Here is a 17,725-nt window from a genome sequence, read left to right as displayed (position 1 = left end):
TAAGAGCAAGTAGCGTGTTTTTTCTATTTAATAATCCCATTTTCTAAAATTTTAATAGTTGGTGCTACTTTCACATTAGCTTTTGAAAAGGCACGTGGCCAATCATCTTCAACTTGTTTCCATTCTTTATAGTGAAATGCTCTCGCATAATCACCAAATCCGAATGGATCGAGTTGCTGTTTTTGAATTTTGTAGATTAATTCGTTTAAATCTTTGTTTAGTTGTTTTGTAATAAGAGAAGTTAATTTCTTTCTATCTTTATCTATATCCATGTTGAATGTAAGTTCAGATACGGCAATTTTTAAATCCATTTTAATATTAAATTTGAAGCGGTTATCGCTATAGTCTGTATCGATATCATGATTCATACTAAGAACGTTTATTGTTATGAAATCGTCGCCTTTTGTATCTTTTAGATGGCTATTACTTTCAACTAAATTAGAGGGGATTTTCATTGTAAGTGAAACGGGTATATTAGCTTTCTTTTGCACCATAAGAAGAAGGGCACTTTCATAGCGATTTAAAGACATCTTATAAGTTCCACGAGAAGTTAATAGTGCCGAACCGGTAACAATAACATCTTTCTTCCCTTTTTTTATTTCTGAAATAGCAGGAGTTACGCCTTTATTAAAAGTTTGTCTATGAAATTCATGGAATGTCGTAAACACGGTCCGATTGTATAGTTTGTTCGTATTAATTAAATCTGTTAAATATTCAGGAAGAGCAGGCTTATCTTTGAAATTATTATATATAACAGAAGAAATGGGGCCATCTACTGCAACCATGCGCATATTTCCTGTATTTTTAGGATCGCGATACCAAACATCCAGATAAGGCATAGCTCCTTCTTGTTTTAAAAAATTTGTGCTAAACAATATGAGCTGTAACTTTTCTGTGGACACTAAACCGCTGCTTGAACTGTTAAACGTATCTTTTGCTTCTCGGGGTGTATGTACTTTCGCTTCATGAATTTCGTACTTTTTCTCTACATCTTCATTAAAAATAGGGTTTACGTGATACACAATTAATTTTCCTTTTGGTTTTGCGTCAAAACCGTAAATTAATGAGATGGATTGTTTTTCTAAATCAAGCCGATCTTCACAGCCTACTAAAAAAATTATGAGGAAACAAAATATAATAAAATGAATACAACGTCTCATTTAAATTTTTCTCCTTTTCCAATGCTGATAAAGTGTCATGTATAAGAGAAATACCACTGGGAATAGAAAAACGATAAAATAACTAGCAGTTCCCCAAAATTCCCGCAACGCACTTATCTGATAAGAAGAAGGGATATAAAAGAATAAGATGAAAATACATCCGAATAATAAAAAATAAATAGGTAATGAACTGCCTTTTTTGTTAAGTAATTGATTAATTCCATCTGAAGCAGTGAAAATATAAGGAATACAGGAATCAAAAATAATAAAGAGATAAAATGACAAAAAGATAATTTCAAATCGCTCAAGAAATGAGAAGTGAAACGGTGTAACAAGAGAAAGTGTCGGCCATAAAAACTTTGTTATACCATCTGGACTAAAATAAATAAAAGAAACGAACGTGATTTGAAGATAAATAAATAACGTAATCAAATTCGCAATAACGATTCCTTTTTTTGCAGATGCTTTGTTAGTTAAATAAGGATAAAGGACAAACGAAAACTCGAATCCGAGAAACGCAATGATAGTTGATTTCACGGTGTTTATAATTGGTAGCCATCCTTCCTTGATAAGAGGAAGTAGATATATAAAATGCCCATCTTTAAGAGGAATAAATAATAATAATGGCATCCAAAGTGTAAAGATGACAGTGAAAACAGCAAAACGACTAATAATAAGTGCTCCTTTACATGCAAGCATAAGCATTGGAATAGATAGCAAAATCATAATTAAAGACATAGGAGATCTAGGTAAAATCCAAATGTGAATAACGTATAAGAGGGAAAAAATTAAGGAAACAGCTGCGAGTACAGCATATAAAATCCAAAAAATCATTACTACTCTTCCTAGCCATTTTCCAAGATAGCGTATCAGCACATCAAGTAAAGTATATCCTGGATGTTTTTCCATAATTTTTACAATACATAGACTGACTAAAGTAGTAATGACACATCCGATAATAATAGACATCCAGCCATCTGTATTCGCCCCTTGTGCAACTTCACGCGGGAGTGTAAGTACGCCGAATCCGACTTGAACACCACTAATAGTTAAAATGTATTGAAATAAAGTGATTTCCCTCTTTGCACGTTTTGTCACTTATTCTCCTCCTTTTCCTCAACATCGCTTTGCCGGTTATTTTGTTTTAATTGTAGAGATAGTGGCCGTTTCTTCATGATTTTCCATGGGAAACGTACAAGGGTATCTTTTAAGTCCGAAGCATGTGACGGAGAAAAAGGACTACCATATGGCACACCAAGTGATTCCATAGAAAGAATATGGATGATAATGATTGCCATTCCAACCATAATTCCAATGACGCCAAATAAAGAGGCTGCTATCATCATTGGGAATCGAAGAAGCCGAATTCCTGCTGACATTTCTAAGTTAGGAATAATGAAAGAGGCAACCGCAGTAATTGATACGACGATAACCATAACGTTACTAACAATCCCAGCTTGAACCGCAGCTTGTCCAATTACAATTCCTCCTACGACGCCGATTGTTTGTCCAACAGGCCCAGGAAGCCGAATCGCTGCTTCTCGGAGCATTTCGAGAACTAATTCCATTAATAAAGCTTCTAATATGGGGGGGAAAGGAATTTTGGCTCGAGATTCTCCAATCGTTAACAACAATTTGAGCGGAATTACTTCATAATGGAAGGAAATCATAGCAATATAAAGAGCAGGAGCAAATATTGCAATAAATAGCCCAGTGAAACGAAGAAGTCGTATAAAAGATGGAATCATAGGTCTGAAGCTGTAATCATCTATCGTCTGAAAAAAGGATGAAAAGGTCATAGGTCCTATTAATACGCCTGGTGAGCGATCTACAACAACAGCGATTCGCCCATTCAAAATATGATGTGCCGTTGTGTCAGGACGTTCAGTGATAGACAATTGTGGGAAGAGAGTATAGGAATTATCTTCAACAAATCCTTCTAATTCACCGGTAGTAAGAATAGCATCTACTTTGATTGATTCGATGCGGCATGCCATATCTTGTACAACATCTTCGTTTGCAACATCTGCAAGATAAAGTAAAAAAACTTTAGAGGTTGCTCGTTCGCCAACAGTGAATTCCTTCACTTTTAATTCGCGATTTGGAATATAGCGACGAATAAGTGCGATACTATCACTTGCCACTTCATTAAATCCTTCGTGTGAGCTTTTTATGGAAGTCTCTGTTGTAGGTTCTTCAATGCTCCTTTTTGGCGCCGCTTGTGTATCTAGTTCTAAAGCCGATAATTGACCGTTTATAAATAAAATACTTTTGCCATGTAAGAGAGATTGCTCAATGTCTATCCACTTCTGAACTTTTTTAATATTCCCTATAGAAACAGAAGATTCCCAAAAATCGTCTTCATTCCATTCTTTAAATAAGAGAGGCCGAAGAATATCTACATTAATAACAGTTTTATCTACAAGTCCTTCCATATATATAAGAGCAGCTTCTTTTCCGTTTTTTAACGGGAAAGTGCGTGTAATTAATTCTGGAATACCACTAAATAATTTGGATAAGTGTTTAAGATTAAGCGGCATGGAGGAAGAAATTTCTTTATGTAATACAGTTTCAGATTGCTCGTGTGTAGAGAAAGATTTTTCGCCCCTTATCCATTTTCGAAAAGAACCCATATATTCACCTTATTCCTCGTTGAACTTTATATGGGTTATTATGGATAGTTACATACAGACATATGCGCAGTTTAAAATTTATATTGTATATTTGTACATTTAACGCTATAATTATAGTGTTAAAGATGGAATCGTGATATGACCTGTTATGAATCTATCGTTTTATTTATGAATAAATGGATTGGTATTTTAGCAAGATGTGCTAATAAACTACTCCACCATGATAATAGCGTGCCAAAAATGTGGTGCGTATATTTTCGTGGTGGAGTTTTTTTATTCTCAAAAAGGGGGAAAGACCATGAATGACAACATGGTTCATATTACAATTGACGGAAAAAAGTATGCAGCGGAGCCTGGTTCAACGATATTGGGTGTGATTAATGAGAACGGGATTGAACATCCGCAAATTTGTTACGTGCCAGAAGTAGATTCTATTCAAACATGTGACACTTGTATTGTAGAAGTTGACGGAAAGTTAATGCGTTCTTGTTCGACGATAGCAACGGAAGGTATGGACATTGAACGTGCTTCTGTTCGCGCAAAAGAAGCACAAACAGAGGCGATGGATCGGTTACTAGAAAATCATTTATTATACTGTACAGTATGTGACAATAACAATGGGAACTGTAAACTGCATAATACAGCAGAATTAATGGAAATCGAACATCAAAAATATCCTTATGAACCGAAAGTAGATGTAAGTGAAGTTGATATGACGCATCCGTTTTATCGCTATGACCCTAATCAATGTATTGCATGCGGTCAATGCGTTGAGGTGTGTCAAAACTTACAAGTAAATGAAACGTTATCGATAGACTGGGAAGCGGAACGCCCACGAGTTATTTGGGATGAAGGAGTAAATATTAATGATTCTTCATGCGTTAGCTGTGGTCAATGTGTAACGATTTGCCCTTGTAACGCTTTAATGGAGAAAACGATGCTCGGTGAAGCTGGATTTATGACGGGATTAAAACCAGATATTCTTGAACCGATGGTAGATTTAATTAAAGAAGTTGAGCCTGGATATAGCGGTATTTTTGCGGTATCAGAAGTGGAAGCGGCCATGCGTGATACTCGTACGAAGAAAACGAAAACAGTATGTACATTTTGTGGTGTAGGTTGTTCGTTTGAAGTGTGGACGAAGGGGCGTAAAATCCTTAAAGTACAGCCATCTTCAGATGCACCAGTTAACGCAATTTCCACTTGTGTAAAAGGGAAATTTGGTTGGGATTTCGTAAATTCTAAAGAACGAATTACAAAACCTTTAATTCGTAAAAATGGAACGTTTGTTGAATCTACATGGGAAGAAGCATTGAATGTAGTTGCAAGTAAATTAGGATCGATTAAAGAAGAGTATGGTAAAGATGCTATCGGTTTTATTTCTTCATCTAAAATTACGAATGAAGACAATTACGTTATTCAAAAACTAGCCCGACAAGTATTTGAAACGAATAATATTGATAACTGCTCACGTTATTGCCAATCACCAGCAACGGATGGTTTGTTCCGTACAATTGGTATGGGCGGTGATGCAGGAACGATTAAAGATATTGCGCAATCTGGTCTTGTTATTATTGTAGGATGTAATCCGACAGAAGGTCATCCTGTTTTAGCTACACGTATTAAACGTGCACATAAATTACACGGACAAAAGTTAATTGTAGCTGATCTTCGTAAAACAGAAATGGCAGAGCGATCAGATGTCTTTATTAGTCCAAAACAAGGAACAGATCAAGTATGGTTAATGGCTGTTACGAAATATATGATTGATCAAGGTTGGCATGATCAAGAATTTATTAATGAGAATGTAAACTTCTTTGAAGATTTCAAAGAGAGCCTGAAAGAATATACACTTGAATATGGAGAAGAAATGACTGGTATTTCAAAAGAAACACTTATTCAAATGGCTGAAATGATTCGTGATGCAGATGGTACATGTATCCTTTGGGGGATGGGAGTAACGCAAAATACAGGTGGCTCTGATACTTCCGCTGCGATTTCAAACTTACTTCTTGCAACAGGGAACTATCGTCGTCCAGGAGCAGGTGCATACCCACTTCGAGGTCATAATAACGTACAAGGTGCTTGTGATATGGGTACTTTACCAGGATGGCTTCCAGGATATCAGCACGTTACTAACGAAATGGAACGTGCGAAATTTGAAACTGCTTACGGAGTGAAAATTGATAGTGAACCAGGTCTTAATAATATTGAAATGCTTCACGCAATTGACGAAGGAAAAATGAAAGCAATGTATCTTGTCGGAGAAGATATGGCTCTTGTAGATTCTAATGCAAATCATGTACATGAAGTGTTAACGAGCCTTGATTTCTTCGTTGTGCAAGATGTTTTCCTTTCTAAAACTGCTCAATATGCAGATGTTGTATTACCAGCAGCGCCATCTCTTGAGAAAGAAGGTACTTTCACAAATACAGAGCGCCGTGTCCAAAGATTATATCAAGTTCTTCCTACGCTAGGAGATGCGAAACCAGACTGGTGGATCGTCCAGGAAGTTGCGAATAAACTAGGTGCAAACTGGAATTATAGCCACCCAAGTGAAATCTTTGCTGAAATGGCAAGTTTATCACCATTGTTCTCGCAAGCGAACTATGAAGTGCTTGAAGGATGGAACAGTTTCCATTGGGGAAGTTTTGATGGAACGAATACACCACTTCTGTTCCAAGATGGATTTAACTTCCCAGATAAAAAAGCTCGTTTTGCGATTGCTGACTGGGTACGTCCAGCTGAATTTCCAGCCGAGTTTGACCTTCACATTAACAACGGTCGTATGCTTGAGCATTTCCATGAAGGGAATATGACAAATAAATCAACAGGTATTCAAACGAAAGTACCTGGTGTTTTCGTTGAAATCTCTCCAGACCTTGCAAAAGAACGTGGCGTAAAAACAGGTTCGTTAGTTCGTCTTGTCTCTCCTTTTGGAGCATTAAAATTACGTGCACTCGTTACAGATCGTGTAAAAGCGAATGAGTTATATTTACCGATGAACTCTACAGATAACGAAACGGCAATTAATTTCTTAACAGGTCCTGCTGTGGATGTACGTACGAATACACCTGCGTATAAACAAACGAAAGTACGTATGGAAGTGTTAGAAGTTGATGGCGAAAATCCGATGCCAAAAGCGAACCCACGCAATAAAAAACGTCACCCTCAAGCTGGAATTGAGGTACATCGTAAGTGGGCACGTACAGGGTATGTGCATTTAACGGATAAGTAGGAGGAGAAAACTATGGCTGCACCTATAAAAATGATTCAAAAACAAGAATTAACTGAGGAAGAAATAAAACAGCAAAAGTTAGATGATTTAAAAGAGCTTCTAACTAATAATGAAGAAGCTCTAAATCAGATGTTTAATATAGTAGGGGAATTAAATGACATTGGAATGCTAGAAGCTGCAAATTCTATGCTAAAAGCGAAAGAACCAATTGCGAAGATTGTTCTAGGTCAAGTAACTCGTGAGCCTGTTACAAATTTAATTAATAATATGATGGGCGCTGCAGGTGCGTTAACTGAACTTGACCCAGAACTTACGAAAAAGCTTATAGGTAGTTTATTAGTCGGGCTAGAAGAAGGTAATGAACATCTAGAAAGTAATAAAAAAGTAGGGGTATTCGATCTTATGAAAGTATTGAAAGACCCAGATATTAACCGTGCGATCGGGTTTGGGCTTCATTTCTTAAAAGGAATGGGGAAAGGGTTAAAAGACGAATAAACTTCATGAAGTGAACCTTTTCGCCCAAATATTTGTACGAAATAGTTTGGGCGGAAGGCTCATTTTGGTAAAATATATAATAAAGTAAAATGAGGCTTTTGGGAGGTATAATTGTATGTCAAAAAAAGTACATGAATTTAATGATATGATCCGAAAACTTCGAAAGGAACTTTTCGGAAAAGGACCGGAACGAATTCATACTGTTTTTGCAGAAAATATGGCTATAGCGACTCTTTATGGAAACTTAACACCTACTGAAAAATTTATTTCAAGTACGATGGACGGTGCGGAAATGGTTCATCTGGCTAGAACAAAAATGATTCAAGAAGTGTATGCTGCGAATTCCCGTGAACATTTGGAGGAACTTGTTGGCGCGAAATTAGTGAATTTGTTTTCAGATATGAAAGTAGAAGAAGATATTGCAGTTTCGGTATTTGTTTTTGATAAAAATATAACGTGAGAGAAGGATACTGATCGTGAAACCGATACAGGTAGAAAGAGAAATCTTTCGTTATGAACAAGAGGTATTTAAGCATATAGAGGACAGCATTGTAACAGAGTTTCCTGTCACCATTAAAATGAACGGACAGGAGTTTGTTACAATGGTTAGTACTCCAGAATATATAGAAGATATGGTAATAGGCTTCTTAGCATCTGAAGGAATCATTCGAAAGTATGAAGATATTGATAGTGTATGGGTGCAGGAGAAAGAAGGATTTGTACATGTAACAACGACAAAAGTAAGTCCGTATTATGAACAAATGCAAAATAAACGATATATTACGTCTTGTTGTGGTATGAGTAGGCAAGGATTTGTTTTTGCAAATGATGCACTAAGTGCAAAAAAGATGAAGGGTGTCCATGTACAGGTTGCTGCCGATGATTGTTTTCGGTTAATGAAAGAAATGCAGCAATCTGCGGATACGTTTCATCATACTGGCGGGGTTCATAATGCAGCTTTATGTGATGTGAATGGTATTATTTTAAGCCGAATGGATATTGGTAGGCATAATGCACTAGACAAAATTTACGGTTATTGTTTAAAAAACGATATTTCTATAAAAGATAAAATCATTGTTTTTAGTGGTCGTATTTCTTCGGAAATATTATTGAAAGTTGCAAAAATCGGTTGTGAAATTATACTATCAAAATCAGCTCCAACTGAGTTAGCTTTGCAACTAGCGGAAGATTTAGGTATTACGACAATAGGATTTATTCGTAATCACTCCTTAAATGTGTATACCCATCCAGAGCGTGTTTTAAATATAAAATAAAAGTGAGGCAATGAAGATGAAATCAGTTACATTAGACAAGTTGCAACGTCCGTTAAAGGATTTACGTATTTCAGTTACTGATCGCTGTAATTTTCGCTGTCGATATTGTATGCCAGAAGAAATATTTGGTCCTGATTACTCGTTTTTGTCTAATGACAAAATTTTATCTTTTGATGAAATTGAAAGGATAACACGTATTTTCGTTTCTTTAGGTGTGAGAAAATTACGGATTACAGGCGGAGAACCGTTACTTAGAAGAGGGCTTCCAAAGCTTATTGAGCGGCTTCATAAAATAGATGGTGTAGAAGATATCGGTTTAACAACCAATGGATCGTTACTTAAAAAATTTGCTCCTGATTTATATAAGGCGGGACTATCACGTGTAACAGTTAGCTTAGATTCCTTAGAAGAAGAGCGGTTTTTCTATTTAAATGGTAATAGGAGCAAAGTGCAAAGGGTTCTGGAAGGAATACAGGCTGCAGCTGAAGTTGGAATGAAAATTAAAATAAACATGGTCGTTCAAAAGGGAAAAAACGAACAGGACATTTTGCAGATGGCGCAATACTTTAAGGAAAACAAGCATATTCTTCGTTTTATTGAGTATATGGACGTTGGAAATTATAATGGTTGGGATTTAAAAGAGGTCGTCTCTAAACAAGAAATAGTAGATACGATTCATCAAGTTATGCCGTTAGAACGGATAGAAGCAAATTATTCTGGTGAAGTGGCTACTAGGTATCGTTATATAGGAAGCGACGAGGAAATAGGTATTATTTCATCGGTAACAGATTCTTTTTGCTTATCATGTACGAGAGCTCGTATTTCTGCAGAAGGAAAATTATATACTTGCTTATTTGCTTCTAAAGGAAATGATTTAAGAGAATTGCTTCGTTCTGAACATACAGATGAGGACATTACAGATGTAGTACGCGATATATGGAATAATAGGGAAGATCGTTATTCAGATGAACGCTTAAATCATAAAAATAAGAATACAATACCTAAAATTGAAATGTCACATATCGGTGGTTAATATATAAAGCTAGCGTCATAGTGAAAAATGGGGAATTTACAAGAGTTGTGGATTTTCTATTTTATAGTAAAAGTGATGATTGATATCTCTGTAAAAGATGTGCAGAGAAATTAAGCAGCATTCAAAAACCTTTATTTTGAGGAGGTTTTTTGAAGCTGCTTTTTTATTTGGAGAAAATGGAGGAATGGGTAATGGCATTTCATAAGCCGGAACAAATTGCTGAGCTTGTCATTGAGGCCGGTGTTCAAAAAGTAAGACAGACATTGCCAGCGATGCTTATTCTCGGTTTTTTAGGAGGAGCGTTTATTGCGATAGGTTTTTTACTTAACATTCGAGTTTTAGGGAATTTACCTGAGCGCTGGGGGAGTCTAGTGAATGTTTTAGGAGGAGCGGTATTTCCTGTTGGACTTATGCTCGTAGTATTAGCAGGAGGAGAATTAATTACGGGAAATATGATGTCACTGTCTATGGCGCTTTATGCAAAGAAAATTACATTGATAAGTGTACTGAATAACTGGGTTTGGATTACTCTCATGAATTTTATTGGGGCAATTTTCGTTGCGTATTGCTTTGGACATCTTGGCGGATTAACAGAGGGAGAGTATTTAAATAAAACAGTAGCGATAGCGGAAGGGAAGTTACATGAATCATTTGGAAGAACTTTAATTTTAGCAATTGGTTGTAATTGGCTCGTTTGTCTTGCTCTTTGGCTCGCTTACGGGACGAGTGATTTTGTCGGAAAAATCATCGGAATTTGGATTCCAATTATGGCATTTGTAGTGATTGGATTTCAGCAAGTAGTAGCAAATATGTTTGTCATTTCCGCTGTTATTTTTGCTGGTCATCTAACGTGGATGGATTTGGCTAAAAATTTTGTTCCTGTTTTTATCGGAAATGTAATTGGAGGAGCTGGGTTTGTTGGTTTTGCTTACTTTGCTTGTTATCAGAAACAACATTCTAATATGAAATAGAGTTCTTGAGAGGAAGGGTATGTAATGGCTGATCGGTATTCACGACAACAGTTGTTCAAACCAATTGGGAGTAAAGGACAAGAAAAAATTCGAAATAAACATGTGTTAATTGTAGGGGCAGGCGCATTAGGAAGTGCAAGTGCCGAAAGTTTCGTACGTGCAGGTGTTGGCAAGTTGACGATTATTGATCGTGACTACGTTGAATGGAGTAATTTACAAAGGCAACAATTGTACTCTGAACAAGATGCGAGAGAGAAAATGCCGAAAGCAATTGCTGCAAAAAATCGGTTAGAACAAATTAATTCGGAAGTACAAATACATGCTTTCGTAATGGATGCAACTTCAGAAAATATGGAAGGTCTATTAAAAAATGTAGATGTAATCATTGATGCAACAGATAATTTTGATATTCGATTTGTAATAAATGATTTATCACAAAAACATAATATTCCTTGGGTATATGGTTCTTGCGTTGGATCGTATGGTATGAGTTATACAATTATTCCGCAAGAGACACCGTGTTTACATTGTATGCTGAAAAATATTCCTGTTACAGGTGTGACATGTGATACCGCTGGAATTATTAGCCCGACTGTTCAAATCGTCGCAGCATATCAATTGGCAGAAGCACTCAAAATTTTAGTGGAAGATTTCTCAGCAATTAGAAAAACATTTTTCATGTTTGATATATGGAGTAATCAAAATCATTTTATAAAATTAGGGGAAATAAAAACAGACGCTTGTCTCTCATGCGGTTTGAATCGAACTTATCCTTATTTATCATACGAAAATCAAACGAAAGCAGCTGTTTTATGCGGAAGAAATACAGTTCAAATTAGAACAGTAGACAATAGGAAATACAATTTTGATGATATAGAAAAAGTATTACAAAAACTGGGGAAAGTAGATCGGAATCCGTATTTACTATCTTGCCAATTCGATGATTACCGCGTGGTTGTTTTTCGAGATGGTCGTGTTTTTATTCATGGTACAAATGATATTTCGAAAGCGAAACAACTATATTATCGCGTATTCGGTTAATAGAGAGGGTGTCAACAATGGAAAGAAGAGTGCCAATTACGGTTGAAGAAGCTGTTCGTAAAGTGATGGGATTTGCTGATAAAGGCTTAAAGGAGCTATTACCAATTGAATTAGCTTATGGACGTATATTAGCAGAGGATTTAATAGCTGACCATGATGTACCGTCATTTAATCGTTCGCCGTATGACGGATTTGCTATTCGAGCAGAAGATACTAATTTAGCAAGTTATGAAACGCCAATTGTATTTGAAGTAGTGGGTGAAAGTGGTGCAGGATCGCTATTCCATGAGAAAGTAGGTCCGTTTCAAGCAGTTCGAATTATGACGGGAGCACAAATTCCGAATGGGTGTGATGCGGTTGTTATGTTAGAGCTGACTCGTCAATATGAGAAGAATGGCAACAATTATATGGAAGTGAAGCGATCATTCAAAAAGGGCGACAATATTTCTTTTCAAGGTGAAGATGCTCGTAAAGGAACGGTTCTTGCAAAGAAAGGATCGTACATTAATCCAGGTATTTCAGCTCTTCTTGCTACATTCGGTTATAGTGAAGTGCCAGTTGCGAGAAAGCCTGTAATTGGACTGTTAGCGACTGGGAGTGAATTGCTTGATGTCGATGATTCATTACAGCCAGGGAAAATCCGAAATAGTAATACGTATATGATATTGTCTCAAATTCGAAGAGCAGGCGGCAGAGTAAAATATTTTGGGAAGTTTAGTGATGATTTTAATACATGTTTTACAGCTGTGAAAGAAGCGCTTGGGCAAGTGGATATGTTAATTACAACGGGCGGTGTATCAGTAGGAGATTACGATTATTTACCAGCTATTTACGAAAAGTTAGGTGCCTCTGTTCTTTTCAATAAAGTTGCAATGCGGCCAGGGAGTGTTACGACTGTAGCACAATTAAATGGCAAGTTATTATTTGGTTTATCAGGAAATCCATCAGCTTGTTATGTAGGGTTTGAATTATTCGTAAGACCGTGTATTCGGGCGTATATGTTTAGTGAAAAAGTACATTTAAAAAGAGAAAAAGCGTTATTAGGAGAAGATTTTCTAAAACCGAATCCATTTACAAGATTTGTACGAGCGAAATTGCAATATGATGAGGGGAAATTAATAGCTTATCCATCAGGTTTTGATAAATCTAGCTCAGTTTCCTCATTGGCAGAATCAAACGTGTTTATCGTATTGCCGGGCGGGACAAGAGGATATAAAAAAGATATGTTTGTCGATGTTCTTTTATTAGAAGATAACGAAGGTAGTGAATGGCCTTGGACATTTCATAAAGTGAGAGGTGGTTCTAATGGGACAAGTGTTATTTGAGATTGTAGATAATCCGATTTTAGTTGAAGAAGTAACGAATAAAGTCGCAAGAAGGGAAGTGGGTGCGATTACAACATTTATTGGTACCGTGAGAGAACTTACAAAAGGAAAACGAACGCTACATTTAGAGTATGAAGCATATAAACCGATGGCAGTAAAACAACTTATGAGAATTGGTGAAGAAATTAGTGAAAGATGGCCGGATGCAAAAGTAGCAATTACGCACCGTGTAGGGCGGCTAGAAATCATGGATATTGCGGTAGTCATTGCAGTTTCATCACCGCATCGTAAAGTAGCTTATGAAGCGAATGAGTACGCGATTGAACGTATAAAACGAATCGTTCCAATTTGGAAAAAAGAATTTCGGGAAGATGGAACGATGTGGGTTGGAGATCAACTTGAAAACACACCATATCCAGAAGGAAAACCAAAGAAGGAAGAATGAGAAAATGATTACAATTTTATTGTTTGCAAATTTGCGTGAGGAAGTCGGATTGGATCAATTAATAATTTCAGAAAAACAAGAAATGACTGTTGGGCAATTAAAAGAATGGTTGAAAGATAGTTATCATTTGCAATCCTTGGATACAGTAATGGTTGCAATTAATGAAGAGTTTGTAACGAATGAAGAGATGATAAAAGTAGGAGATATAGTCGCATTAATCCCGCCCGTTAGCGGAGGGTAATAAGCTTTTTCAACAGATGAAGCGCCGAGAAGATGTTGTATATAAATTAGAATAAGAGAAGGGATGAGTTCTATGCTTACTCAAGAACAAATAATAAATGCATTAAAACATGTAGAGGATCCAGAGTTACACAAAAGTGTTGTAGAATTAAATATGGTTAGAAATATACAAATGAACGGAACAGAGGTTAAACTTGAAGTAGTACTAACAATACAAGGTTGTCCGTTAAAAGCAAAAATTCAACAAGATATTGAAGAATCACTTCACGCAATTGGTGCCTCTAAAGTGGATGTAACATTTGGTTCTATGACACAAGAAGAACGTGCAGCTTTAACAGAGAAGTTAAAGAAAAATAGTAGAACAGAAACTGGTATGCCGAGCATGCTTCGCCTTGATTCAGGAGTACGGTTTATTACTGTAACGAGTGGAAAAGGTGGAGTTGGAAAATCAACGGTGACAATTAATCTTGCAACTGCACTAGCTCGTATGGGCAAAAAAGTGGGGATATTAGATGCAGACATATATGGTTTTAGTATTCCAGCTATGATGGAAACGAATAAGAAACCAACGATGATTGATCAAACAGCAATTCCGGTCGTTAGTCACGGTGTTAAAATTATGTCGATGGGATTTTTTACGGAAGGAAATAACCCGGTTATGTGGCGCGGACCGATGTTAAATAAATGGATTCAAAATTTCCTTGCGAATACGCACTGGGGAGAATTAGATTATTTACTTCTTGATTTACCACCTGGTACAGGAGATGTTGCTATTGATGTTGCAGCAATGATCCCGCAGGCGCAAGAAATTATCGTTACAACACCACACAATGTAGCTTCGTTCGTAGCATCTAGAGTAGGAGTTATGGCAAAGCATACGAAACACGAGATTTTAGGGATTGTAGAAAATATGGCTTATTATGAAGAGCAAGATGGATCGAAAAACTATCTCTTCGGAAAAGGTGGCGGCGAAATGCTTGCAGAACAATTGCAAACAGAAGTGATCGCGCAAATACCTTTTGCAAAACGAGAAGAAAATAACGGTTCATCTGTATATGATGAAGACTCTCTTGTAGGAGAAGTGTTTACATCGTTAGCTGAGGATATTATTTATAGAGGATAGAGGGGGAAGTTTAATATGGCATGTAACATTGATCATTCTATTGAAGATGTGATGAATAAGTTTGAAAGTCAAAAGAGTTTTTTACCTGAAGGGATCTTTAAAGAGTTAAAGAGTTTTTTGCAAGGTATTCATTCACAGAAATTATTAAATGATGTTTTTCACCTCCTAAAAAAGTATGATTTAGTCAGTGAGGAAGAACGAGAGACGAGAAACGCACAATTATTGTACATTTTGAATTAAGTACTCTTTGGCTTTAGAATTTTTTCAGAAGGGGTGAATGTAATGAATATGAAAAAGATGATTGAAATGGTAGAAGCAACTAAAGTGACTGACGAAGAATTATCGATTTCTACTTTACATCAAAAGCTTGTGAAGTTGTATAGTCAAAAAGATTGTGCAGAGTATACGGAGTTATTAAAATATATTTTATCATTATCCGTGCAGCTGAAGCTGAATCTCGTATTGAAATATTTTGGTGTGCGTCCGGTTGTTGCTGCAGACGAGCGTATGCAATTTCAAGAGATATTTAAATGCTTAGCTAAGAAAGATGAGAATGGGGAATGGTTTCTAAATTTTGTTTCTTTATATGTAGGGCTAATTGTAGTTCTTCATTTTGATGAGAAAGTGATTGAGAGCAATTTTTTTGATGATATGGTAGTGGGTAAATGTAATGAAATATAAGATTCTGCTCATAACGTTTTTCTATTTAAATGCTTTAATTGCGATTTTAGTTGGTTATATAAATATGAAGGCAATTAATTAAGAAAAAGGAATGAAACTAGTTGGATAAAAAGAGTTCTTCAGTTGTTTCCGTCGTTTTTTCGTGTTACTATTAATCGAATTTTTCATAAGGAGAGAAAGCGATGAAATGGATTTATTTTCTTATTATTAACGTTATAGCTTTTAGCCTTATGGGGCTTGATAAACGAAAAGCAAAGAAGAAACAGTGGAGAACGCCAGAAAGTACGTTGTTTTTATCGGCGGCAGCTGGAGGAGCAGTTGGAGCTTGGATCGGCATGTATATGTTTCATCATAAAACTCATAAAAAGAAATTTGTTTTCGGCATACCGTTACTTGTTGTAATAACGGTATGTTTATTATTCGTTGTATGAGAAATGTCGAAAGAAATGCAGATTGATTATTGGTAAAGTGAGCATGTGAGACCGTATAATGGAGAAAAAATGAGAAGAGGAGAAAAAGGAAGATGGGGAGTCAATCAGCAGAGCAAAAAAAAGGGATACTATATGCGGCTGGTGCTTACACGATGTGGGGAATTCTACCGATTTATTGGAAATGGGTTGAGGAAGTTCCAGCAGATGAAATATTAGCGCACCGCATCGTTTGGGCATTTGTTTTTATGTTACTTGTATTAGGTGTTACGAAGAGGTTTCGCCAGTTTATTGGGGAATTTGTGAATCTTTTTAAACGACCTAAATTATTAATGTCATTAACAATAGCTTCAGTCTTGATTAGCGGAAACTGGTTTGTTTACATATGGGCCGTTAATCATAATCATGTTATTGAAGCGAGTCTTGGCTATTATATTAATCCGCTTATTAGTATTTTACTTGGTACAGTCGTTTTAAAGGAAAAGTTAAACTTTTGGCAATATGTTGCAGTTGGTTTAGCAGGAGTAGGGGTTGTCATTTTAACAGTACGTTTCGGATCTATTCCGTGGGTTTCTCTTTCACTTGCCTTTTCATTTGGATTATACGGATTAACGAAAAAACTATTAAACTATGATGCTACAATTGGACTTACGATGGAAACCATGTTAGTGACGCCGTTTGCGATCATTTATCTTGTTATGACAGGAGCACATGGTTTCGGCTCATTTGGATCTATTTCAATGTTATCAACGTTACTTTTAATAGGAGCAGGTATTGTAACAGCATTACCACTATTTTATTTTGCAAAAGGAGCACAACTTATTCCGCTTTATATGGTGGGATTTTTACAATATATTGCGCCAACAATTAGCTTAATTTTAGGTGTATTTGTATTTGGTGAACATTTCACATCTACACATATGATTGCATTTTTCTGTATATGGGTTGCTTTATTTGTATTCTCGGTAGCGAAAACAAAGTTTTTAGTGCAGAAACAACCGAAATTTATAAAAAATAAATCAGCAAAAGTATCATAATGCGTAGTATTTTCTACGCATTTTTCTTTATACTTATATTATATAGAATTTCCATTATAGTCAGTAAGGAGCTGAGAACATGGAAACAATTTTACATAATGATCCGCTTATGGCAGCTGTAATTTCATGGTTTTTAGCACAATTAACGAAAGTAGTCTTTAAATTAGTTAAAACGGGTGAATTTGATTTTGCAAAGTTTTTTGCTTCAGGTGGGATGCCAAGTTCTCATGCTTCAACAGTTACAGCGCTTGCTACAGGAGTTGGAGTTGTGGAAGGTGTGGAAAGCTCGATGTTTGCGGTTGCTGCTATTTTTGCCATTATTGTAATGTATGATGCTTCAGGAGTAAGGCTTGCAGTAAGTAAACAAGCAAAAATATTGAATGACTTTTTTCACGGTAGAGAAACAGAATATAAGAAGTTAAATGAACTTGTTGGGCATACACCGTATGAAGTAGTAGTCGGTGCTTTATTAGGGATTATTGTCGGAGTAGGATATTGTTTATGAGCAGAACATTTTATATGTTCTGCTTTTCTTTGTTTTCATACATATTCAGCTACCTTTTTGAATATCGTTATACGGATTTCGAAAGGGTGGGTGAGT

19 protein-coding genes are annotated in these 17,725 nt (G+C 36.2%); 16 read left to right on the top strand and 3 right to left on the bottom strand.

All coding sequences use genetic code 11. The features are described from left to right. Window positions 1-23: 23 nt before the first annotated feature. The 3 genes from BCG9842_RS17530 to BCG9842_RS17520 are packed head-to-tail and all read right to left on the bottom strand — an operon-like array spanning window position 24 to window position 3,793. Complete coding sequence (locus tag BCG9842_RS17530) at window positions 24-1,160, bottom strand: Ger(x)C family spore germination protein (RefSeq protein WP_001250481.1); 1,137 nt, start codon at window positions 1,158-1,160, stop codon at window positions 24-26. Next, window positions 1,161-2,258, bottom strand: coding sequence for an endospore germination permease (locus BCG9842_RS17525; protein ID WP_000166526.1), 1,098 nt, complete (start codon window positions 2,256-2,258; stop codon window positions 1,161-1,163). Then, window positions 2,255-3,793: a spore germination protein gene (locus BCG9842_RS17520; protein ID WP_000534545.1), complete on the bottom strand. Its 1,539-nt coding sequence runs from the start codon at window positions 3,791-3,793 to the stop codon at window positions 2,255-2,257. The genes BCG9842_RS17525 and BCG9842_RS17520 overlap by 4 nt, the downstream gene beginning before the upstream one ends. A gap of 298 nt (window positions 3,794-4,091) precedes the next feature. Here BCG9842_RS17520 and fdhF point away from each other — a divergent pair, with 298 nt between their 5' ends. The 16 genes from fdhF to BCG9842_RS17435 all read left to right on the top strand — a co-directional run bounded on the left by fdhF (window position 4,092) and on the right by BCG9842_RS17435 (window position 17,629). Beyond that, on the top strand, window positions 4,092-7,031 hold the full coding sequence (gene fdhF / locus BCG9842_RS17510) for a formate dehydrogenase subunit alpha (protein WP_000999389.1): 2,940 nt from the start codon (window positions 4,092-4,094) through the stop codon (window positions 7,029-7,031). 12 nt (window positions 7,032-7,043) lie between these two features. Further along, complete coding sequence (locus BCG9842_RS17505) at window positions 7,044-7,526, top strand: DUF1641 domain-containing protein (RefSeq protein WP_000729897.1); 483 nt, start codon at window positions 7,044-7,046, stop codon at window positions 7,524-7,526. Between the two features lie 115 nt (window positions 7,527-7,641). Next, entirely contained in the window at window positions 7,642-7,986 is a 345-nt protein-coding gene (locus BCG9842_RS17500) for a DUF2294 domain-containing protein (protein ID WP_000039580.1), read from the top strand. A gap of 16 nt (window positions 7,987-8,002) precedes the next feature. Continuing rightward, the gene (gene fdhD / locus BCG9842_RS17495; RefSeq protein ID WP_000802664.1) at window positions 8,003-8,800 is read left to right on the top strand and encodes a formate dehydrogenase accessory sulfurtransferase FdhD; all 798 of its coding nucleotides are present in this window, start codon (window positions 8,003-8,005) and stop codon (window positions 8,798-8,800) included. 16 nt (window positions 8,801-8,816) lie between these two features. Continuing rightward, window positions 8,817-9,833 carry a GTP 3',8-cyclase MoaA gene (gene moaA, locus BCG9842_RS17490; RefSeq protein WP_000844114.1) on the top strand — a complete coding sequence of 339 codons (1,017 nt, stop codon included), beginning with the start codon at window positions 8,817-8,819 and terminating at the stop codon, window positions 9,831-9,833. A 191-nt stretch (window positions 9,834-10,024) separates the two neighbouring features. Then, window positions 10,025-10,804 carry a formate/nitrite transporter family protein gene (locus tag BCG9842_RS17485; protein ID WP_000863998.1) on the top strand — a complete coding sequence of 260 codons (780 nt, stop codon included), beginning with the start codon at window positions 10,025-10,027 and terminating at the stop codon, window positions 10,802-10,804. A gap of 24 nt (window positions 10,805-10,828) precedes the next feature. Continuing rightward, window positions 10,829-11,845 carry a molybdopterin-synthase adenylyltransferase MoeB gene (locus BCG9842_RS17480; RefSeq protein ID WP_000785262.1) on the top strand — a complete coding sequence of 339 codons (1,017 nt, stop codon included), beginning with the start codon at window positions 10,829-10,831 and terminating at the stop codon, window positions 11,843-11,845. 17 nt (window positions 11,846-11,862) lie between these two features. Further along, a complete protein-coding gene (locus BCG9842_RS17475) occupies window positions 11,863-13,170 on the top strand; it encodes a molybdopterin molybdotransferase MoeA (RefSeq protein WP_000442188.1) in 1,308 nt (435 codons plus the stop codon). Continuing rightward, the gene (gene moaE, locus BCG9842_RS17470) at window positions 13,151-13,615 is read left to right on the top strand and encodes a molybdopterin synthase catalytic subunit MoaE (RefSeq protein ID WP_000531885.1); all 465 of its coding nucleotides are present in this window, start codon (window positions 13,151-13,153) and stop codon (window positions 13,613-13,615) included. Before BCG9842_RS17475 ends, moaE begins: the two co-directional genes overlap by 20 nt. A gap of 4 nt (window positions 13,616-13,619) precedes the next feature. Further along, a complete protein-coding gene (gene moaD / locus BCG9842_RS17465) occupies window positions 13,620-13,856 on the top strand; it encodes a molybdopterin converting factor subunit 1 (RefSeq protein WP_000628473.1) in 237 nt (78 codons plus the stop codon). Between the two features lie 72 nt (window positions 13,857-13,928). Then, window positions 13,929-14,978 (top strand): P-loop NTPase, encoded by a 1,050-nt coding sequence (locus BCG9842_RS17460; RefSeq protein ID WP_000957496.1) that lies wholly within the window; start codon window positions 13,929-13,931, stop codon window positions 14,976-14,978. Between the two features lie 15 nt (window positions 14,979-14,993). Continuing rightward, window positions 14,994-15,218, top strand: coding sequence for a hypothetical protein (locus BCG9842_RS17455; RefSeq protein ID WP_000752366.1), 225 nt, complete (start codon window positions 14,994-14,996; stop codon window positions 15,216-15,218). 42 nt (window positions 15,219-15,260) lie between these two features. Beyond that, entirely contained in the window at window positions 15,261-15,659 is a 399-nt protein-coding gene (locus BCG9842_RS17450; protein WP_001056282.1) for a hypothetical protein, read from the top strand. Window positions 15,660-15,841: 182 nt separating this feature from the next. Continuing rightward, window positions 15,842-16,090: a DUF1294 domain-containing protein gene (locus BCG9842_RS17445; RefSeq protein ID WP_000871349.1), complete on the top strand. Its 249-nt coding sequence runs from the start codon at window positions 15,842-15,844 to the stop codon at window positions 16,088-16,090. Between the two features lie 92 nt (window positions 16,091-16,182). Then, window positions 16,183-17,124: an EamA family transporter RarD gene (gene rarD / locus BCG9842_RS17440; protein ID WP_000535541.1), complete on the top strand. Its 942-nt coding sequence runs from the start codon at window positions 16,183-16,185 to the stop codon at window positions 17,122-17,124. 79 nt (window positions 17,125-17,203) lie between these two features. Further along, window positions 17,204-17,629 (top strand): divergent PAP2 family protein, encoded by a 426-nt coding sequence (locus tag BCG9842_RS17435; protein WP_000447819.1) that lies wholly within the window; start codon window positions 17,204-17,206, stop codon window positions 17,627-17,629. The last annotated feature ends 96 nt before the right edge of the window (window positions 17,630-17,725 follow it).

Source organism: Bacillus cereus G9842 (assembly GCF_000021305.1).
In the GTDB taxonomy this organism is placed as follows: domain Bacteria; phylum Bacillota; class Bacilli; order Bacillales; family Bacillaceae_G; genus Bacillus_A; species Bacillus_A thuringiensis_S.
This window is presented reverse-complemented; position numbering and strand designations above follow the sequence as displayed.